Below are 17,994 nucleotides of genomic sequence, written 5' to 3'. Positions count from 1 at the left end.
GAGAACCGATCGGTGCCTGGAGACGAACTCCCGGTACCCGATGACACCCCCGGTTCAGGTGAGGTCCGATGCCCCGAACTCCGCGCCTGCGGGAATGGCCAGTCCCGGCGCCCCGCGCGCTGGTGGTCCTGTTGCACGGCGGCCGTGAGCACAGCCACGGCCGCCCGCACCGGGGCCGCCTGACCTACCTGCGAATGCTGCCCTTCGCCAAGGAACTGCACCGCGCGGGCCGGCGGCACGGCCTGCTGGTCTGGCTGCTGCGCTACCGCTTCCGCGGCTGGAACGCCCCCGACCTCGACCCGGTCCAGGACGCCCGCTGGGCCCTGGACCAGGTCAAACGTCACCATCCCGGGGTGCCGGTGGTGCTGGTCGGCCACTCCATGGGCGGACGGGCCGCGCTCCGGGTGGCCGGGGATGAGACGGTCCGCGGGGTCGCCGCGCTCGCGCCCTGGCTGCCCGCCGGCGAGCCGGTCGGGCAGCTCGCCGGGACCACCGTGCTCATCGCGCACGGCGACCGGGAACGCTGGACCGACCCCGGGCTCTCCTACCGCTACGCCGTGCACGCCCGCCAGGTCGCCGACCGGGTCTGCCGCTTCGCCGTGCACGGCGACAACCACGCCATGCTGCGCCGGGCCGCCGAGTGGACCGCGCTGGTCCGCCGGTTCGTCTTCGGGGTGCTCGGCATCGGGCCCTGGGACAGCGAACTGGCCAGGGCCTTCGCCCTGCCCGCGCCCGACGGGCTGCGGGTGCCGCTGGCGGGGGTGCGGGCGTGAACCGGCCCAAGGTCGCCGTGATCGGCGCAGGCGTGGCCGGACTCACCGCCGCCTACCTGCTGCAACGCCGCTACGAGGTCACCCTGTTCGAGCAGGAGAACCGGCTCGGCGGGCACGCGCACACCCACGACGTGCTCACCCCGGACGGCAGGCTGGCCGCCATCGACAGCGGGTTCATCGTGCACAACGAGCACACCTACCCGTACCTGCTCAAGCTCTTCGGCGAACTCGAGGTGGCCACCCAGGCCGCGGAGATGTCGATGAGCGTGGCCTGCGAGGGCTGCGGGCTGGAGTACGCCGGCGCCCGGCGGCTGCCCGGTTTGTTCGCCCAGCCCGGCAACCTCGGCAACCCGCGTTACCTGCGGTTGCTCGGCGAGGTCACCCGCTTCCACCGGCACGCCCGGCGGCTGCTGGCCGATCCGGACACCTGGGACGTCACCCTGGGCGCGTTCCTGGCCATCGGCGGCTACTCGCGCTACTTCACCGACCACTTCATGCTGCCGGTGGTCTCCGCGGTGTGGTCGGCCGGACCGGAGCTGAGCCGCCAGTACCCGGCGCGCTACCTGTTCGAGTTCCTGCGCAACCACGGCCTGTTGTCGGTCGGCGGCAGTCACCAGTGGCGCACCGTCACCGGCGGCTCCCGGTCCTATGTGGAGCGTGCGGCGAAGAACCTGGCCGCCGTGCACACCGCCACCCCGGTGCGCGCGGTGCACCGCGGCGCGGACGGCGTGCTGGTCCGCGGCGAGGACGACGAGCTGCACGCGGTGGACAAGGTCGTGCTGGCCGCCCACGCCGATCAGGCCCTGGCGCTGCTGGCCGAGCCGACCCCGGCCGAACAGGCCGTGCTGGGCGCGTTCCGCTACTCCCGCAACGAGACCTGGCTGCACACCGACCCCGCGGTGCTGCCGCGCGCGGCCGGGGCCAGGGCCGCCTGGAACTACCGCAAACCCGCCTGCTCGCCCGAAGGCGGCCCGGTGCTGGTCAGCTATCACATGAACCGGCTGATGCGGCTGGCCGAACCACTGGACTACGTGGTCACCCTCAACGCCACCGACCGGATCCCGGCGCACGCGGTGCTGGCCAAGATGGTCTACGAACACCCGGTGTACACGCCGGAGTCCGTTGCCGCGCAACAACGTTTGCCCGAGCTGAACACCGAGGTCACCGCGTTCGCCGGGGCCTACCACGGCTGGGGCTTCCACGAGGACGGCTGCGCCGCGGGGGTGCGGGCCGCGCGGGCGCTGGGCGTGGCCTGGTGAACGCCGCGCTGTACGAGGCCGAGGTGACGCACGTGCGCCGGGAACGGGTGCGCCGGGTGTTGCGGCACAAGGTGTACCTGTGGCTGGTCGACCTGGACGAGCTGCCCCGGCTGCCCTGGTGGCTGCGGCCCTTCGCCCGGTTCGAGGCCCGCGACCACCTGGGCTCACCCGAGCGAACGATCCGGGCCAATGTGGCGCACTTCCTGGCCAGGCGCGGAATAGACCTGCGCGGAGGCCGGGTTGTGATGATGGCGAACGCTCGCCTGCTCGGGCACGTGTTCAACCCGATCAGCGTCTTCTGGTGCCACCGCCCGGACGGTGGACTGGAATGCGTGCTGGCCGAGGTGCACAACACCTACGGCGAACGACACTGCTACGTGCTGCACCCCGACGAGGACGGACGGGTCCAGGTGGACAAGGAGTTCTACGTGTCCCCGTTCCTGGCCATGGGCGGCCGCTACCAGATGCGGATCAGCCCGCCGGGGGAACGCGTGGCGGTGACGATCACGTTGCGCCAGCAGGACAAACCCCCGTTCGTGGCATCCCTGCGCGGTCGACGGCGACCGGTCACCCCCGGTGTGCTGGCGAGCCTGCTGCTGCGGCGCCCGTTGCTCACCTATCGGGTGAGCGCGCTGATCCGGTTGCACGGCATAGCGTTGTGGCTACGCCGGGTACCCGTGGTCCGCCGACTCGCGCACGTTCCTCAGGAGGGCATCCAGTGACGACACTATCCGCTGGTCCTGCCGCGACGGCCGGACGTGAACTACCGCGCCCGGCCGAGCAACGCTGGCCCGGCCTGGCCACCGCGCCCGACTCGCCGGTGCGCGCGTGGGTGGCCGAACGCCTGTTCCGGCACGCGGTGCGCGATCTGCCGGTGCGGGTGCTGCTGGCCGGCGGCGAACGCCTCGGCGCGGGCGGACCGGACACCCCGGTCATGCGCGTGCTGCGGCCGCGCGACTTCTTCCACCGGCTCGGCGCGGACGCCAAGATCGGCTTCGGCGAGTCCTACATGGTCGGCGACTGGACCGCCTCCGAGCTGGCCGACCTGCTCACCCCGTTCGCCGCCCGGATGTCCCGGCTGATCCCGAAACCACTGCAGGCGTTGCGACGCTGGGTGGAACGCACCCAGCCCGTGGCGGAGAAGAACACCGTGCCCGGCGCGCGGGAGAATATTCATCGGCACTACGACCTGTCGAACGAGCTGTTCGGCCTGTTCCTGGACCCCAGCCTGACCTACTCCGCGGCCTGGTTCGCCGCCGACGGCACGGACCTGGAACAGGCCCAGCTACGCAAGATCGACGGCATCCTGGATTATGCCGGAGTCGGTCCGGGCACCCGGTTGCTGGAGATCGGCACCGGCTGGGGCGCGCTGGCGATCCGGGCCGCCGAGCGCGGCGCGCAGGTCACCTCGCTGACCATCTCACCGGAGCAGAAGCGGCTCGCCGAGCAGCGGATCGCCGCGGCCGGGCTGAGCGAGCGGATCACCGTGCGGCTACAGGACTACCGGGAGGCCGAGGGCGGCTACGACGCGGTGGTCAGCGTGGAGATGATCGAGGCGGTCGGCCGGGAGTTCTGGCCGGTCTACTTCAGCACGCTGAACCGGCTGACCCGGCCCGGCGGGCGGGTGGCGATCCAGGCGATCACCATGCCGCACGACCGGATGCTGGCCACCGCGGACAGTTACAGCTGGATCCACAAGTACATCTTCCCCGGCGGCATCTGCCCGTCGCTGGAGTCGATCGGGCGCAACGTGCGCGAGGACACCGAGCTGACCGGCGCGGGCCGCAGGCCGCTGGGTCCGCACTACGCGCAGACCCTGCGGCTGTGGCGGGAACGGTTCCTGGCGAACTGGCCCCGCGTCGAACAGCTCGGCTTCGACCGCACGTTCCGCCGGATGTGGGAGTTCTACCTGGCCTACTCCGAGGCCGGGTTCCGCTCCGGCTACCTCAACGTGTGGCAGATCGCCTTGTCCCGCAAGGGATAGCTCAGGACTGGGCGTGCGCGCGGAGGGCGGCCAGAGCGTCGTCCGCGTGCACGCTCATCCGCAGCTCGCTCTTGATCACGGCGATGATCCGGCGGTCCTGGCCGATCACGAAGGTGTGCCGCTTGACCGCGAGCGGGCCGAATCGCCTTGCCACGTCGAACTTCTTGGCCACCGTCCGGTCCACATCGGACAGCAGCGGGTAGTCGAAGGAGTTGGTCTCGGCGAACTGGCGCTGCTTGTCCACCGGGTCCGCGCTGATGCCCACCCGCTGCGCGCCGACCGCGGCGAACTCCGCGGCCAGGTCCCGGAAGTGGCAGCTCTCCGCGGTGCAGCCGGAGGTCATCGCGGCCGGGTAGAAGAACAGCACCACCGGACCGTCGGCGAGCAGTCCGCTGAGCGTGCGGGGCTTGCCGTCCTGGTCGGGCAGCTCGAACTCGTCGACGAGGTCTCCGACGCGCATGACGTTCCTTCCTCAGATCTTCTTGGGCGGCAACGGGAAGAACCCGCTGGTCCGCCGCACGTACTCGCGGTATCCCGGCCGGGAGACCAGCAGGTGGCGCTCCAGCAGCGCCTTGCCCGTGCGCTGGGTGAGAACGTAGGTCATCAGCACCGGGGACAGCACGGTGGCCGCCCCGAGCCAGCTCTGGCAGGCCAGCAGGTACAGACCCCACCAGAGCGCGGCGTCGCCGAAGTAGTTGGGGTGCCGGGTGTAGCGCCACAGCCCCGAGTCCATGATCTGGCCCTGGTTGGCCGGATCGGCCTTGAACCGCTTGAGCTGGGCGTCCCCGACCGCCTCGAAGGCGAACCCGACCGCCCACACCAGGACGCCGAGCACGGTCAGCAGGGTGCTGACGGGCTCGGCGTACTGTCCGATCTGGACCGGCAGCGAGACGAACCACAGCACCGCGCCCTGCAGCAGGTAGACCCGCTTCACCAGGTGCGCCAACGGGTTCCCCTTGGCCGCCGCCATCAGTTCGACGTAGCGCTTGTCCTCGGGCTGACCGTGGTTGCGCCGCAGAATGTGCCAGGCCAGCCGCAACCCCCACAGCACGGTCAGCGCGGTGATCAGCGCCCGTTGCCACAGCATCCCGTGCCCGGCGGAGAGTCCGAAGCTGACCAGCGCCACCGCGGCGAACCCGGCGCCCCAGAAGCCGTCGATGATGTCGTAGCGCCGCCGGGTCACCGAGATCAGGAAGGTCGCGGCCAGCAGCACCAGCAGGGTGCCCAGGCAGACCAGCAGGTTGAGCAGCACCGGGTTCATCCGGGCATCCTCGCGCTCAGCAGGTGCTCCCGGGTATCGGGCATTCCGCTGACCCCCGAGGCGGTGGGCCGCACCGCGAGGATCTGGTCCACCCCCATCCGGTTCTCCGCGAAGGCCAGCGCCCCGCCGGCCAGGTAGAGCCGCCACACCCGCGCCTGCCCGACCCCGGCCAGTTGCGTGAACTCGTCCCAGTGTTGTGCCAGGGTGTCGGCCCAGGCGAGCACCGAACGGACGTAGTGCTCCCGCAACGCGTGCACGTCCCGCACCTCGAACCCGGCCTGCTCCAGCGCGTCCACGGTCTGCCCGACCGGCCGCATGGTCATGTCCGGCGCCACATAGCCCTCGATGAACGCGCCACCGCCCGGCGCCACCGCGCCGCGGGACATCTGTTGCAGCAACAACCGTCCTTCGGCCTTGGTCATCCGGAACAGGGTGGCGGTGTAGACCGGGTAGTTCGCCGCGCCCACGTGCTCCCCCATCTCGATCGAGGCCACCGCGTCGAACGGCTCCCCGGCCAGCTCCCGGTAGTCCTGCACCCGGACCTCGACCAGGTCGCCCAGCCCACGCTCGGCGATCCGCCGCCGCACGAACTCACCCTGCCGCGCCGACAGGGTGATCCCGGTGGCCCGCACCCCGTAGTGCTCGGCCGCGAACAGGATCAGCGACCCCCACCCGCACCCCACGTCCAGAAACCGCATTCCGGGCCGCAGCCCCAGTTTCCGGCAGACCAGGTCGAGCTTGTCCCGCTGCGCGTCGGTGTGCGTGTAGTCCGCCTCGCCCGAGGTCCAGTACCCGCAGGAGTAGGCCATGTGCGGTTCCAGCAACGCCTCGTAGAACTCGTTCCCCAGGTCGTAGTGATGCGCGATCGCCGCCCGATCCCGCCCCCGCGTGTGCACCCGCCCCCGCAACCGCGCCTCCTCCGCGGGCGCCGCCGGCCGCCACCCCAGCACCCCCAGCCGGGCCGCCACCCGCACCGCCCGAACCCGCTGCCGCCACCCCACCCGAGGCCGCCCCCGCTCCCGCGCGAACGCCCACACCCGCCGCAACGCCTCGTAGAGATCGCCCTCCACCTCGATCTCCCCGGCCACAAAAGCCCGCGCGAACCCCAACTCGCTCGGGTCCCACACCAACCGCCGCACCCCGACCGGCGACCGCAACACCACCACCGGCCCACCGGACGGCCCCACCTCACTCCCGTCCCACCCCCGGACCCGCACCGGCAACCCCGCTCCCAGCACGTCCTCCACCAGCCTGCCCAGCGTTGCGGCCACCTCCGGCATGCCGTTCCACCTCCGCTCATGGCCCCGCGGCGGGACCGGGGGGACTGCAGGGGGTTCGTGCGTGGCGGGGGTTCGGATCGGGGTGCGCGGTGTGGCGTGGGTCACTTGCCAGGGGTGGGCGGAGTGTGCCGGGTTCGCGACGGGGGGCGGGGGCGGCGTTGGTAGGGTGATCCGCATCCCATCCCGGGTGCGGCGGACGTCGCTGGGGGCAGTAGCTCAGCTGGTCAGAGCAGCAGACTCATAATCTGTCAGGTCGTGGGTTCGAGCCCCACCTGCCCCACAAAAAGGCAGGTAACGGGGTGGCGTGGTGGAGGGGCTAGGCCACCACCACGCTTTTCCCACGTTGATCTCATGGTTCTGGTGAACCCGTCGTGACTTCCGAGGGGGCAGTGGCCCTGCGGTTGAGTGTTCACCGGTCTGGGTGGAGGTCCGGTGCTGTGTTTGTCGAGTTCGCTCACGGTGTTCCCAAGCCGTTTCGCGTGGACGTACAACTTCCCCATCACTGACTAGGAGAGCACCGCCGTGCCCGACGCACTGCCCCAGGACATCCTTGAAGACGTCCGGATCTTGTGGGACTACAACCGGATCGACGACCAGCCTCGCCGCTGTGACGTCGGAATCGGCCTGGGCAGCCACGATCTCGGCGTCGCCGACCACGCGGCCGAGCTGTACCACGCTGGCTACCTCCCGCTGATCGTGTTCACCGGGGCCAATGCCCCCACCACCGTCGACCGCTTTCCGCGTGGCGAGGCCGTGCACTACCGGGAGCGCGCCATCGAACTCGGCGTGCCCGACGAGGCGATCCTGGTGGAGCCCAAGGCCCGGTACACCGGCGAGAACTTCGAGCTGTCCCGGGCGCTGCTGGAGTCACACGGGATCGAGGTGGCGTCCGTGATGATCGTCTGCCGCCCGTACCAGCAGCGCCGGGCGTACGCGCTCTGCCGGAAGATGTGGCCCGAAGTCGACGTGCTGTGTTCGGCGCAGCAGGTCGAGCTTGTCGACTACCTCCGCAGCATCGGCGACGACACCCGGGTGATCAACACCATTACGGCCGACACGCAGCGCATCGTGTTGCACGGCGAACAGGGTGTTGCCCTGCCGCAGGAGATGCCCACCGAGGTCTGGGCCGCCTACGAGCGCCTGGTGGCCGCTGGCTACGACAAGCGCGTCATTAAGGACCCTGCCTGAGCCCCCCTGCCGAGCAGGTGTTCAAAGTTTCTTCTCTTGTTCAAGGCGGCCCCTGCGAGGCTGCACGGGGCCGTGCTGTCACCCGAGGGCACGGCGGCCGGCACTCCGCAGGGTTGTGCGGAGCGCCCAAGCGGACCTGCCGCCCGTGGGCGCTCCGCCGAGGTAGGGGAGTGCCGGCCGCCGCACCCACGGGAACGACCCCGCGCAGCCCCACAGGAACCGCAGAACACGAGATCGGACGGGCAGGTCTCCAGGAGGACGGGGAGCCGTCGAACGCCGCGGTGAGGTGGGTGGTCCGGGGTTCGCGTCCTCCCGTCGACCTCCGCGAGGGCAACCACACGCATCAAGGGGGCGTTCCCAGCCTGGCGCCCATGTCAAGGGGAGATGCCCCCTTGACCCGCGTGGTCGGGGCGAGCCAGGTCGAGGGGAGGACGCGAGCTCCCTTCCTTGGGGGAGGGGAAGAACCCGGTGCCAAGGGCGGTACGCGGGTACGAGCGCCGGGCGGCTGGTTGACCGAGTGGGTGGGGCGCTCGGCTGCCGCGCCCATGGACAGCTAGACGCCTGACGGCATCGACCAGCCCACAGGCTTGCCAATGGGGTGATGTCGGCGGCATGTCTCAGAAGTGTGATGGCAGTAACAGGCCGCCGGAGGCGGCGATACAGGTACCACCGCCACTAAGGAGACGCGAATGCCCTTGGATAGCTGGTCGTGCGACGCCTGCGGCAAGCCCATCACAAGCGCCCCGAATGACGGGATCGTCGTTTGGCGGACGCGCGAGACTGACGGTCGATACCTGGACCACGACTTCAAGATCGTCCACAAGACGATCGAGCCAGATCCGGTGCCACATCGGTGCGACCCTGGCAATGCGGGTGGCTACGACGCGCACATCGATTTGACGGTGCTCCTAGGGGCTGATGGTCTTGCCTGGCTGCTTAGCTGGCTGAGCGCTGGGCCGTTCCTTGGCGGCGGTCACCTTCAGGTGGCCGACTTGGATGAGTACGTCAACCTCGTGCGACGCCTTCAGACCCCGTACTACGAACAGGCCCGACAGAACTTCAACGACGAAGCCGTCCGTGACATTCTGTGCGACGCCAGCGAGGTGGCTCCGTACTTGCCCGACACATTGCACCGGATCGCGGCCGGAACCCTGGGGAAGTAAACCGTCCACGGGTTCGTGCTGTTCACGTGCCGTTAGCACTGGTCAACAGCGGTTAACCAGGACCGCACCTCAGCGCAGGTCAGCGGTCTACCTGGTGTGCCGTAACGGGTTCCCAAGTTGTAGAGGCACGTGTTGGGGTTACGTCGCAGCCGCATTAGCGTACTGCGGTGCGTTCCGGACGATGTATGGATGGTCGGCGCAGTTCTAGTGCGGGCTCGTGCTACTGCCGTTTTCCGCGGTTGGGGAACGCCTTGAAGTGAGCTGCTCATCTCGTCTCACGAACGGCAAGACGCTGCAGAGGAGGAGAACAAGACGTTGAGCAGGGGCGTCTTGTTCGCTGAAGAGCACTCTGCTGATGATGGAGCCAACGACGACAAGGACAACAAGTACGACGCTGATGGTGGCGACGACAGCAAGTGCGATGACGGTGATAGTGGTCTGATTGGAAAGCGCGAAGATGGCCAAGCCGGCCGCAGGCGCAGCAAGAAAGACTTTGCTGACGAGCTGTCCCAGGGGGAGACGCGGTCGGGGTTCGACTTCGTTGGGCATGCTTGGAGTCCTCTGGTGGTATGCAGGGGGGATCCTGCTCCTAGAAGACTCCGGGGAGTATCTGGAGTGTCGGGGAGCACTGGCCAAGGGCGGTTGCTCCCAAACGTGCGCGAGCCAGGTTGGCCGACGCGGCGTGAACAGTAGTGCCTAGGATCTACTCCCGTCAACGCGGTCATCCAGCCTGTCCGTGCGACCGCTGCCCGCCCGCCGACAGTTCGTCGAGAGGGTCGCCAGGGGTGTCAGGATACGACCGTGGCCCACGTTTTACCCTCGGAGAACGATGACAGACGATCACGGATAGCCGTCCACAGCGGCCAGTTGTTCTCAGCGTCATCCGAGGTGGCGGCGGGCGACGCGAGTTGTCGACAAACGACGGCTGACACCATCTCTAATCTGTCAGGTCGTGGGTTCGAGCCCCACCTGCCCCACAAAAAGGCAGGTTGTCGAGCTGGAACAGGGTGCGCGCGGGCCAGGTTCCGCCGTACGTTCGGTCGCACAGCGTCCGGCATTCGTAGGCTTTCCGCCGTGGCAGCGGAGCGCGGAGCGTGGCAGACCTACGGTGAGCGGCTGGTCTATGACAACCGGTGGGTGCGGGTTGGCCTGGTCGAGGTGGAGGCGCCCAATGGTGCGCGCTGGGAGCACCACGTCGTTCACCTGGGGCGGATCGCGATCGCGCTGATCGTTGACGGCCAGGACCGGGTGTTGATGTTGTGGCGGTATCGGTTCGCCACTGGGCAGTGGGGTTATGAGCTGCTGGGCGGGCTGGTTGAGGAAGGGGAGGACGCCGCGGCGACGGCTGCGCGGGAAGCGGTCGAGGAAAGCGGCTGGCGGCCGGTTGGCGAAGCCGAGCACCTGATCAGCTTTGAGCCGTTGCCGGGGCAGGTCACGGCTCCCGTTGAGGTGTTCCTGTGGCGTGCGGCTGAGCGTGTCGGGGAGCCGACGGACACCGAGGAAGCGGGGCGGGTCGAGTGGGTGGAGCTGGGGCGGGTGGGGGATTTGGCTCAGCGCAACGAACTTCTTGGATCCGGGACGCTGGTTGCGTTGCTGTACTACCTCAGCTCGCGTGCAACTGGTCGATGATCGTGGCGAGCAGTTCGTAGGACCGGCGGCGGTCTGCGTGGCGATACACCGGAGTGGTCACCATGATTTCGGTGGCGCCGGTGGTGTCCAGGATCGCTTGCAGGTCTGCGGTCAGTTTTTCCGGGCTGCCGACCAGGAGTTTGGCGGAGTGGGTGGCCAGGTGGGTGTGGTCGGCTGCGGTGTAGGGATGGATGGCGGCTTCTTCCGGGGTGGGGAGTTGGATTCGGGTGCCGTGGTGGCGGCTGAGGACTTTCCGGCGGATGGAGCCGGCCAGGTATTCGGCTTGGGGGTCGGTTTCCGCGGCTATCGCGGCGAGGCTGACCAGGGTTGTCGGGGCTGGGGTTTGGGGGGTGGGGCGGAAGTGGGTTCGGTAGGTGTGCAGGGCTTCCGCTGCCGCGGTGGGGTTCAGGTGGTGGGCGTAGGCGTAGGGGAGGCCCAGGGTGGCGGCGAGTGTGGCGCTGGTGGGGGAGGAGCCGAGCAGCCAGAGGGGTGGTGGGGTGCCGTTGATGGCGGGGATTGCTTTGATGGGCGCGTTTTCCGGGGGGTTGAGGTAGGTCTGGAGTTCGGTTAGCTGGTGGGGGAAGGGTTTTGCGGTTCGGGTGGCGGCGGGGCGGATTTCGTTGATCACTTGTTGGCGGCCGCCGGGGGCTTTGCCGATGCCGAGGTCTATTCGGCCGGGGTGTAGGGCGGTCAGGGTGGCGAATTGTTCGGCGATCACCAGGGGGGCGTGGTTGGGGAGTAGGACGCCGCCTGCGCCCAGGCGGAGGGTTGTGGTGGTGTTGGCCAGGTGGGCGATGAGGACCGCGGGGGACGTGCTGGCCACGCCGCGCATGCCGTGGTGTTCGGGGACCCAGTAGCGGTGGTAGCCCAGGGAGTCGGCCAGGGTGGCCAGGTCGACTGTGTTGCGCAGGGCTTGTTGGGGAGTGGCGCCTTGGACGATGGGGGAGGTGTCCAGGACGGACAGGCGGATGGGGTCGCTCATGGGGGTCCTTTGTGGGGCTGCGGTTACCGGGATTCTCGCTGGTGGCTCAGTAGGGTGGGGTGGTGCGTGCGATTTCGGTGATTACCGCCGTGTACCAGCCTCGGGTTGAGCATTTGCTGGCCGCTTGGGAATCGTTGTGGGGGCAGGAGTTGCCCGCGGGGTGGCGGTGGGAATGGCTGGTTCAGGAGGATGGGCGGACCGGGGTCGCGGCGGAGGTGTTGCCCGCGGACGAGCGGATCCGGTTTGGCGACGGGCGGCCGGGTGGGGTGGCGATCACCCGGAATCTGGCGCTGGCGCGGGCCTCGGGCGAGCTGGTGAAGAACCTGGATCAGGATGATGTGCTGACGCCGGGGGTGCTGGCGCGGGACATCGCCGCGGTCACTGGGCAGGACGGGGTGGGGTGGAGCACCTCGCGGGCGTTGGATTTGTTGCCTGATGGGGAATTGGTGGGGTTCGAGGGGGATCCGGCGGCGGGGTGGCTGGAGCCGGGGTTGGTGCTGGATTTGTGGCGGGAGAACGGGTTTCGGTTGCCGGTGCATCCGACGACCTTGTGCATCCGGCGGGAGCTGGCGGTGTTGCTGGGTGGGTGGATGGCGGTTCCGGGGAGCGATGACACCGGGTTGTTGCTGGCGGCGAGTGTGGTGACGGGCGGGTTTTTCGAGTCCGCGGTGGGGTTGCACTACCGGAAGTGGCCGGGGCAGGGGTCGGCGGCGGGGAGCGCGCACTACGAGGCGGTGGAGTGGGCGGCGCGGATGAAGCTCATCGGGGAGCGGGCCGACGCGTTGCGGGAATTGGGGATGAGGTTGGGGGACTAGGTGGACTTTGTGAGGGTGGCCAGGAGTGTGGTGGCGGAGGCTTGCCAGTCCATGGTTGCGGTGGTGGCCTGAGCGGCGGTGGTCAGGTGGGTGCGCAGGGTTTCGTTGCGGAGTAGGCGGATGATGGCCTCTGCCATGGCGGTGGGGTCGCCTACGTTGACCAGCAGGGCGGTTTTGTTGTGGTGGCAGAAGTCCTCCACGCCGCCGTTGCGGGTGCTGACCACGGCGGCGCCGCAGGCCATCGCCTCGGCGGCGGGGAAACCCCAGCCTTCGGTGCTGGAGCTGCACAGGTAGATGGCGCTTTGGCGGTAGACGCGGTCGGCGAGGGCCTTGCCGGTCAGGCCCTGGGTGTAGTGGATCCAGGGTGGTAGGTGGTGGGGTTGGGGGATGACGCCGAAGGCCCTGACCTGGAGGCCGGGGTACTTGGCGTGCACCTGGCGCAGGGCGGCCAGGGCGGTGGGGGAGTCCTTGGCGGTGCTGTCGCTGAGCAGAACGGCGACGCCGGCGCGGGGCTGGGAGCGCGGGGGCGGGTGGTAGGTGGTGTGGTCCAGGCCGTTGGGGATGGTGGTTATCTGTCCACTGTGGACGCCCAGGTCGGTGAGCACGCGGGTGAGGTGGGTGGAGACGGTGATTTTGGGGATGGGGAGCAGCAGGGCTTCGTTGACGGGGGCGGGGTTGGGGACGTTCCAGGTTTCGTAGCCCTGGACGAGGTGGTGGGGGGCGCCGTGGGCGGGGGTGAGGCGGGGGAGCAGGGTGGCGGTTTTCCAGTGGGTGGCCACGACCACGTCGGCGGGTGGGATGTGCTCGGGGGTGAGGGTGGGCACGATCAGCAGGCGGACCTGGGGATCTACCTGGAACCAGGGGATCGCTCGGTGCGGGGCGCGGGTGTTGCGGTGGTCGCGGGCCTGTTCGCGCAGGTGGCGGAGGGGGTGTCGGCGGCCTTCGCGCCAGCGTTCGTGCACGACGGTGACCTGGCAGCCCAGGGCGGTGAGGCGGTTGGCGTACTCGTAGACCACCCGGAAGCCGCCGATGGGGGTCCGGGGGAACACCGGCAGGATGAAGGTCACGCGCAACGCCATGCCTCCAGTTCTACCCGGCGGTGCTGAGCCAGCTCACCCGGTGGGCCTCGGTGGGGTCGGGGGTTTCCCAGCGGTGCAGCAGGCGGTCGATCACCGCTGCCGGCACCGGCGCCGGCCGGGACCGGTTGCGGGCGCGCAGGATCGCGGGCGGGGCCTCCAGGGAGACCAGGTCGATGCGGGCGTGGTAGGCGGCGGCCAGGCCGATGCAGCGGTCGCGGAGCTGGCGGGAGATGTTGGTGGCGTTCCAGACGAAACTCCGGCCGGCCCGCAGGTGTTCGCGGGCGGCCTGGTGCGCGGCGGCGGCCACCGGGCGCTGGTCGCCGTCGGGGGCGATGCGGAGTTCCGCGCGCAGGGCGTCCAGGCTGACCACCGGGATTCCCGGGCGGTGCCGGGCGATCCAGTGGTCCTTGCCCACGCCGGGGAGTCCACTGAGGACGGTGGCGGTGAGGCGGGTGTCGTCGTGCGCGGCGTAGTCCGGATCGCGGCCGGGGGTGCGGAAGTAGGTGAAGCGGGCGTGCTCGGAGGGGAACTCGCGGGGGCGGTCCAGACAGCGGGCTTCGGCGCAGTACTGCTGGTACAGCGCGATGTTGTCCAGCACCTCGGCGGTGTCCGCGCAGCTCCGGCCGAGGATGTCGGCGGTGGCCAGCAGGACCAGGTCGGCGTTGCTCGCCAGCAGGCTGGCGCGGAAGGCGATGCGGTCCAGGTCCGGGCGTTCCAGGGCCCAGAACGGGACCTGGTGGTGCCGGATCAGGCAGCAGACGTGCTCGCGCCAGGCAATGGGCGCGTCCAGCTCCCACAGGATGCGGCGGGCCATGATCTCGCCGCGGCGGGAGTGGCCGCGGGCGGTGATCCGGCCCTCCTGATCCACCTGGGTGCACACCGGTTTGGCCACGTCGTGCAGCAGGACCGTGGCGAACAGGCGGACCCGCTCCGCGGCCGGGCGGGACCGCCATTCAGGCAGCGCGGCCAGGGCCTCGCAGGCCATCCGGGTGTGCGTCCAGACATCGCCCTCGGCGTGGTGCACCGGATCCTGGGCCACGCCGCGCAGCCTGCGCACCCAGTCGAACGCCTCGGTGATCTCCGTCCACGGCACCGTCCACTGTGGACCGGTCGGGCAGAGCCGCTCAAAGACCCGCATACAGCGCCTCCGGGTCGGCGAGCCGGTTGGGCGTGATCGGACGGTCCAGCCAGTGACCGCCGGAATCGAGCACCTCGGTCAGGAAGCTCGGGCGCACCCACTTGTACCGGCCGACGGTCTCCGCGCCCTGCTCGACCTTGATGTAGAGCCCTTCCATCTGCTCCGGTCCGCAGGTGGACGGGCCGAGCAGCGCGGTCAGTTCGGCCACAGTGGACAGTGGGCCGGTGTGCAGCACCGGCACCGGGCACACCGGCAGCCCGTCGAGCAGTGCGCGCCGGGCCGCGGTGGACAGGAAGACCCCGGTGTGCCGGTCCAGGGCGTCGAACTCGCAGAAGTAGTGCGGCAGCCGGTCGTAGCAGACGGTGTGCTTGGCGTAGAGCCATTCCCCGTACAGCACGTACCGGTCGGACAGCCGCGGCCACAGCAGGTGCGCGGCCGCGGCGGCCCAGGACTTGAACTGGTCGAACTGGCGTTCCCGCGGGCCGCCGGTGAGGTAGTGGCCGCGGCTCTGCAACCGCAGCTCGCCCTCGGCGGTGAAACTGATCGCGGCGTTCGCGCCGTCCAGCTTCTCCGCCACCACCAGGTAGCGTCCGGCGATCTCGGCGTACCCGACCGCGGCGAGGTCGTGGTCACCGGGTTGCCGCCGGGACCCCTCCAGATGCGGCGTGCGCGGGTACTTGCGAAGCATGGCTGTTGTTCTACCTGCCCGTTCAACCCCCCGGCGAACGGATTTCGCGCTGGCTCAGGCCTTCTGGCGGCGGTTGCGGAAGATGATCACACCGGCGGCCACGGCGGCCAGGCCACCCGCGGCGAAGCCACCCACGGACATCCAGTCCAGGCTCTCGCCGAGGCCCTGCTGGGCCAGCGCGCCGCCACCGGTCTCGGCCGCGCCCTTGGGCTTGACCTTGACCTGCTCGTTGGCCTTGGTCTCCACCGGCTTGCGCGGGGTGGCGCCGGGACGGCGCTTGCCGGGCAGCACCTCGAAGCTGCCGGTGATGGTCTTGCCGGCGCAGACGAAGGACAGGGTGTGCGTGCCGGGCTTGGTCTCCGGCTTGATCCGGCCGTCGGAGGTGTAGGACTGGCCGGGCTTGCCGGTCAGCGGCGGCGCGTCCAGCACCGCGGAGGTGATCTTCGAGCCGGTGAACTTCGGGTCCTTGCAGTAGGCCCGGACCAGGACCTCCTGGCCGGCCCTGATCGACTTGTCCTGGACCCCGATGGCGCCGATCACCTCGTCCGCGGCGAACGCGACCGGTGCGGCCAGAAATGCGGTGGCGATGGCAGCCGCGGTAATTCCGGTGAATGCGAGACGAGTACCCATTTCCTTTATCCCCCTTGGTGGATTGCCGCCCTCGGTAATTGGGGCGGTCTTGGTGGCTCCGTGAAGAAGACGCCTCCTGGGGTCCAGGGGTTGCCACCAGGTCCACCGGGTATATCGAGTCGTTATATTTGCTGGTGACGTAGGTCGTAGGCAACCTTTGGCCGGCTCGTGCGTCGGGCTACCCTCAGGCCACCATCGAATGAACGTGGCAACGATGATCTTGGTTCGCCGTGCGTGCCCCCAGGAGTCACCGACATACTTCCGGGTATGCGTATCGCTCGATCACTCACCGTTTTCGCTTTCGCGGTGACCGCATTCTCCGGCAGTGCGGTCGCCCTCGCGTCCCCGTCGGCTGAACAGGCGCCGTGTGGATTCTTCGTGGAGAACAACTACGCCAAGTACAACCACTGCGGCGCCGCGGACCGGATCACCATCCGGGTGCGCTGGTACGGCGGTCTCGGCGGCACCGCGGACCGGTGCGTCGGCAAGGGCGTGACGAACCTGGAACGCCAGGGCAGCACGGGTGACCGGTTCATCTCCAACGCCTATTACCTCCGCGACGGCTGCTGATCACCCAGCGGGACCGGGATGCGCTGAGAGCGAACCCGGTCCCGCGTCCCGGCCGCCCGGTCTACCGTCGAGCACAGACAACGACCAGGGAGGCGGAACGTGGCTCGGGACAACGGCACGGAATGGGGCGGGGAGTTGCGGATGCGCGCGGGGGCCGGGCTCAGCCTCAGCGACTCGGTGTTCGACCGGCTGCTGAGTGAACGCATCGTGTTCCTCGGGTCCGAAGTGGACGATGAGAGCGCGAACCGGATCAGCGCCCAGATGTTGCTGCTGGCCGCCGAGGACCCGGAACGGGACATCGTCTTCTACATCAACTCCCCCGGCGGCTCGGTCAACGCGGGCCTGGCCATCTACGACACCATGCAACTGATCGCCCCGGACGTCTCCACCTGGGCGATGGGCATGGCCGCCTCGATGGGCCAGTTCCTGCTCTCCTCCGGCACACCGGGCAAGCGGTACGTGCTGCCGCGCACCAGGGTGCTGATGCACCAGCCGCACGCCGGGCTCTCCGGCACCGCCTCGGACATCGCCATCCGCGCCGCGGAGTTCGCCAAGCTCAAGCTGCTGGTCGCGGAGATCACCGCGGCGCAGACCGGCAAAACGGTGGAGCAGATCACCGCCGACGCCGACCGCGACCGGTGGTTCAGCGCGCCGGAGGCGGTGGCGTACGGACTGGCGGATGAGGTGGTCAGCCGGCCGGGTGTGGTGGGCTGAGCCGGTCAGCGACGGCGGCGGTCGCCGAAGTGCACGCCGCCGTGGATCTCACCGGCCTGGACGCCGTTCATCTCGCCGTTGACCGTGTTGTTCACCGCGCTGCTGGCCGCGACCCGGCGGGTCGCCTCGCCGGGCTTGTCCTCGGGCTTGGTCACCGGTTCGGGTAGTGGCTGGGGTTCGGCGAAGGCGGTGAGGCGTTCGGCGGCGAAGCCGGGGACGCGGATCCAGGCGGTGTTCTCGGTTTCCTTGTGCTGGAAGGTGATCCGGCTGAAGTCGGATTGCTTGACCAGGTCGGTGTAGGGGCCACCGAAGACGTCCTCGTAAGCCTTGGCGGAGAGGATCAGGCCGGTGTTGAACTCCGCCGGGCCGGCCTGGGCGCACTGGCGGAGGACGGTGCGGAAGACCGGGGCGTCCAGCATCCGGGCGCAGTCGATGTTGGTGCGGTGCAGGCCCTCGTGGGTGGGCAGCGGGCCGATGCCGAGACAGATGCGCAGGCGGACGTCGGGCTTGTGCCAGCGGTTGTGCTCGGCGGCCAGTTCGTCGAGCAGCTGGGTGGCGTCGACCAGGTTGCCGAGCATTTCCTGGGGGAAGGCCGCCAGCAGGCCGTCGCCGGTGTGCTGCCAGTCCACGGCGTCGGCCTTGGCTATCTCGCGGCCGGCCAGGGCCGTCTCGGTGAATTCGCGCATTTTCTGGGCCGCCACGTCCAGGTGGTAGCCGGGGTTGCTGCCGGAGTCGATCAGGTCGATGCCGAGCACGGTCCGGTTTACAGGCATGAGGGCCACGCACTACCTCCACACGGGTGACAGACGGATAGGCCACGTCATGGGCGGGAGTGTGCTGC

At 69.4% G+C, this 17,994-nt stretch carries 20 protein-coding genes and 1 tRNA gene; 11 read left to right on the top strand and 10 right to left on the bottom strand.

Annotated features, from left to right (window positions below; translation table 11 throughout):
• Positions 1–68: 68 nt before the first annotated feature.
• From MZC64_RS23780 to MZC64_RS23765, 4 genes are read left to right on the top strand one after another with little or no spacing between them, the layout of a single operon-like run.
• Positions 69–773 carry an alpha/beta hydrolase gene (locus tag MZC64_RS23780; RefSeq protein WP_247759688.1) on the top strand — a complete coding sequence of 235 codons (705 nt, stop codon included), beginning with the start codon at positions 69–71 and terminating at the stop codon, positions 771–773.
• Complete coding sequence (locus tag MZC64_RS23775) at positions 770–2,032, top strand: FAD-dependent oxidoreductase (protein WP_247759690.1); 1,263 nt, start codon at positions 770–772, stop codon at positions 2,030–2,032. Before MZC64_RS23780 ends, MZC64_RS23775 begins: the two co-directional genes overlap by 4 nt.
• Positions 2,026–2,754, top strand: a complete 729-nt coding sequence (locus MZC64_RS23770) for a DUF1365 domain-containing protein (protein ID WP_247759911.1) — start codon at positions 2,026–2,028, stop codon at positions 2,752–2,754. The genes MZC64_RS23775 and MZC64_RS23770 overlap by 7 nt, the downstream gene beginning before the upstream one ends.
• On the top strand, positions 2,751–4,016 hold the full coding sequence (locus tag MZC64_RS23765) for a cyclopropane-fatty-acyl-phospholipid synthase family protein (RefSeq protein ID WP_247759693.1): 1,266 nt from the start codon (positions 2,751–2,753) through the stop codon (positions 4,014–4,016). The genes MZC64_RS23770 and MZC64_RS23765 overlap by 4 nt, the downstream gene beginning before the upstream one ends.
• Position 4,017: 1 nt before the next feature.
• On the opposite strand, the gene MZC64_RS23760 is transcribed toward MZC64_RS23765, so the two are convergent.
• The 3 genes from MZC64_RS23760 to MZC64_RS23750 are packed head-to-tail and all read right to left on the bottom strand — an operon-like array spanning position 4,018 to position 6,557.
• A complete protein-coding gene (locus MZC64_RS23760) occupies positions 4,018–4,476 on the bottom strand; it encodes a peroxiredoxin (protein ID WP_185002279.1) in 459 nt (152 codons plus the stop codon).
• Between the two features lie 12 nt (positions 4,477–4,488).
• Positions 4,489–5,277 carry a DUF1295 domain-containing protein gene (locus MZC64_RS23755; protein WP_247759696.1) on the bottom strand — a complete coding sequence of 263 codons (789 nt, stop codon included), beginning with the start codon at positions 5,275–5,277 and terminating at the stop codon, positions 4,489–4,491.
• The gene (locus tag MZC64_RS23750; protein ID WP_247759699.1) at positions 5,274–6,557 is read right to left on the bottom strand and encodes a cyclopropane-fatty-acyl-phospholipid synthase family protein; all 1,284 of its coding nucleotides are present in this window, start codon (positions 6,555–6,557) and stop codon (positions 5,274–5,276) included. The genes MZC64_RS23755 and MZC64_RS23750 overlap by 4 nt, the downstream gene beginning before the upstream one ends.
• Positions 6,558–6,762: 205 nt before the next feature.
• Here MZC64_RS23750 and MZC64_RS23745 point away from each other — a divergent pair.
• The 3 genes from MZC64_RS23745 (at position 6,763) to MZC64_RS23735 (ending at position 8,908) form a co-directional block, all read left to right on the top strand.
• Positions 6,763–6,837: transfer RNA gene (locus MZC64_RS23745), tRNA-Ile, on the top strand.
• 242 nt (positions 6,838–7,079) lie between these two features.
• The gene (locus tag MZC64_RS23740; RefSeq protein ID WP_247759704.1) at positions 7,080–7,745 is read left to right on the top strand and encodes a YdcF family protein; all 666 of its coding nucleotides are present in this window, start codon (positions 7,080–7,082) and stop codon (positions 7,743–7,745) included.
• A 689-nt stretch (positions 7,746–8,434) separates the two neighbouring features.
• Positions 8,435–8,908 (top strand): hypothetical protein, encoded by a 474-nt coding sequence (locus MZC64_RS23735; protein ID WP_247759706.1) that lies wholly within the window; start codon positions 8,435–8,437, stop codon positions 8,906–8,908.
• A gap of 204 nt (positions 8,909–9,112) precedes the next feature.
• On the opposite strand, the gene MZC64_RS23730 is transcribed toward MZC64_RS23735, so the two are convergent.
• Positions 9,113–9,457 (bottom strand): hypothetical protein, encoded by a 345-nt coding sequence (locus MZC64_RS23730; protein ID WP_247759711.1) that lies wholly within the window; start codon positions 9,455–9,457, stop codon positions 9,113–9,115.
• Positions 9,458–9,982: 525 nt separating this feature from the next.
• Between MZC64_RS23730 and MZC64_RS23725 the strand changes: the two genes are divergently transcribed.
• Complete coding sequence (locus tag MZC64_RS23725; protein ID WP_247759712.1) at positions 9,983–10,537, top strand: NUDIX domain-containing protein; 555 nt, start codon at positions 9,983–9,985, stop codon at positions 10,535–10,537.
• Here the strand turns inward: MZC64_RS23725 and MZC64_RS23720 are convergent.
• Positions 10,512–11,519: an LLM class flavin-dependent oxidoreductase gene (locus tag MZC64_RS23720; RefSeq protein ID WP_247759713.1), complete on the bottom strand. Its 1,008-nt coding sequence runs from the start codon at positions 11,517–11,519 to the stop codon at positions 10,512–10,514. The two genes, MZC64_RS23725 and MZC64_RS23720, sit on opposite strands and share 26 nt — an antisense overlap.
• Positions 11,520–11,581: 62 nt before the next feature.
• Here MZC64_RS23720 and MZC64_RS23715 point away from each other — a divergent pair, with 62 nt between their 5' ends.
• Positions 11,582–12,334, top strand: a complete 753-nt coding sequence (locus tag MZC64_RS23715) for a glycosyltransferase family 2 protein (RefSeq protein WP_247759715.1) — start codon at positions 11,582–11,584, stop codon at positions 12,332–12,334.
• Here MZC64_RS23715 and MZC64_RS47975 read toward each other — a convergent pair.
• From MZC64_RS47975 to MZC64_RS23690, 4 genes are read right to left on the bottom strand one after another with little or no spacing between them, the layout of a single operon-like run.
• Positions 12,331–13,413, bottom strand: coding sequence for a glycosyltransferase family 4 protein (locus tag MZC64_RS47975; protein ID WP_282105792.1), 1,083 nt, complete (start codon positions 13,411–13,413; stop codon positions 12,331–12,333). The two genes, MZC64_RS23715 and MZC64_RS47975, sit on opposite strands and share 4 nt — an antisense overlap.
• Before the next feature lie 10 nt (positions 13,414–13,423).
• On the bottom strand, positions 13,424–14,551 hold the full coding sequence (locus MZC64_RS23700; RefSeq protein WP_247759734.1) for an AAA family ATPase: 1,128 nt from the start codon (positions 14,549–14,551) through the stop codon (positions 13,424–13,426).
• The gene (locus MZC64_RS23695) at positions 14,538–15,239 is read right to left on the bottom strand and encodes an RNA ligase family protein (RefSeq protein WP_247759737.1); all 702 of its coding nucleotides are present in this window, start codon (positions 15,237–15,239) and stop codon (positions 14,538–14,540) included. Before MZC64_RS23695 ends, MZC64_RS23700 begins: the two co-directional genes overlap by 14 nt.
• A 54-nt stretch (positions 15,240–15,293) precedes the next feature.
• Positions 15,294–15,869, bottom strand: coding sequence for a hypothetical protein (locus MZC64_RS23690; RefSeq protein ID WP_247759743.1), 576 nt, complete (start codon positions 15,867–15,869; stop codon positions 15,294–15,296).
• Between the two features lie 267 nt (positions 15,870–16,136).
• Between MZC64_RS23690 and MZC64_RS23685 the strand changes: the two genes are divergently transcribed.
• Together MZC64_RS23685 and MZC64_RS23680 are read left to right on the top strand one after the other, a co-directional pair.
• Positions 16,137–16,439, top strand: coding sequence for a DUF6355 family natural product biosynthesis protein (locus MZC64_RS23685; protein ID WP_247759745.1), 303 nt, complete (start codon positions 16,137–16,139; stop codon positions 16,437–16,439).
• 141 nt (positions 16,440–16,580) lie between these two features.
• On the top strand, positions 16,581–17,153 hold the full coding sequence (locus tag MZC64_RS23680) for an ATP-dependent Clp protease proteolytic subunit (protein ID WP_247797751.1): 573 nt from the start codon (positions 16,581–16,583) through the stop codon (positions 17,151–17,153).
• 5 nt (positions 17,154–17,158) lie between these two features.
• Here MZC64_RS23680 and MZC64_RS23675 read toward each other — a convergent pair whose 3' ends face one another.
• Positions 17,159–17,926 carry a hypothetical protein gene (locus tag MZC64_RS23675; protein WP_247759747.1) on the bottom strand — a complete coding sequence of 256 codons (768 nt, stop codon included), beginning with the start codon at positions 17,924–17,926 and terminating at the stop codon, positions 17,159–17,161.
• Positions 17,927–17,994: the final 68 nt, after the last annotated feature.

Origin of the sequence: Crossiella sp. S99.2 (assembly GCF_023094165.1) — a bacterium.
Classification (GTDB): domain Bacteria; phylum Actinomycetota; class Actinomycetes; order Mycobacteriales; family Pseudonocardiaceae; genus Crossiella.
This window is presented reverse-complemented; position numbering and strand designations above follow the sequence as displayed.

Coding starts and splice junctions, on each gene's coding strand:
- MZC64_RS23730 (WP_247759711.1), bottom strand. CDS start 9,457: ATGCCCAACGAAGTCGAACCCCGACCGCGTCTCCCCCTGGGACAGCTC.
- MZC64_RS23780 (WP_247759688.1), top strand. CDS start 69: ATGCCCCGAACTCCGCGCCTGCGGGAATGGCCAGTCCCGGCGCCCCGC.
- MZC64_RS23695 (WP_247759737.1), bottom strand. CDS start 15,239: ATGCTTCGCAAGTACCCGCGCACGCCGCATCTGGAGGGGTCCCGGCGG.
- MZC64_RS23700 (WP_247759734.1), bottom strand. CDS start 14,551: ATGCGGGTCTTTGAGCGGCTCTGCCCGACCGGTCCACAGTGGACGGTG.
- MZC64_RS23685 (WP_247759745.1), top strand. CDS start 16,137: ATGCGTATCGCTCGATCACTCACCGTTTTCGCTTTCGCGGTGACCGCA.
- MZC64_RS23735 (WP_247759706.1), top strand. CDS start 8,435: ATGCCCTTGGATAGCTGGTCGTGCGACGCCTGCGGCAAGCCCATCACA.
- MZC64_RS23680 (WP_247797751.1), top strand. CDS start 16,581: ATGCGCGCGGGGGCCGGGCTCAGCCTCAGCGACTCGGTGTTCGACCGG.
- MZC64_RS23690 (WP_247759743.1), bottom strand. CDS start 15,869: ATGGGTACTCGTCTCGCATTCACCGGAATTACCGCGGCTGCCATCGCC.
- MZC64_RS23750 (WP_247759699.1), bottom strand. CDS start 6,557: ATGCCGGAGGTGGCCGCAACGCTGGGCAGGCTGGTGGAGGACGTGCTG.
- MZC64_RS23760 (WP_185002279.1), bottom strand. CDS start 4,476: ATGCGCGTCGGAGACCTCGTCGACGAGTTCGAGCTGCCCGACCAGGAC.
- MZC64_RS23755 (WP_247759696.1), bottom strand. CDS start 5,277: ATGAACCCGGTGCTGCTCAACCTGCTGGTCTGCCTGGGCACCCTGCTG.
- MZC64_RS23675 (WP_247759747.1), bottom strand. CDS start 17,926: ATGCCTGTAAACCGGACCGTGCTCGGCATCGACCTGATCGACTCCGGC.
- MZC64_RS23720 (WP_247759713.1), bottom strand. CDS start 11,519: ATGAGCGACCCCATCCGCCTGTCCGTCCTGGACACCTCCCCCATCGTC.
- MZC64_RS47975 (WP_282105792.1), bottom strand. CDS start 13,413: ATGGCGTTGCGCGTGACCTTCATCCTGCCGGTGTTCCCCCGGACCCCC.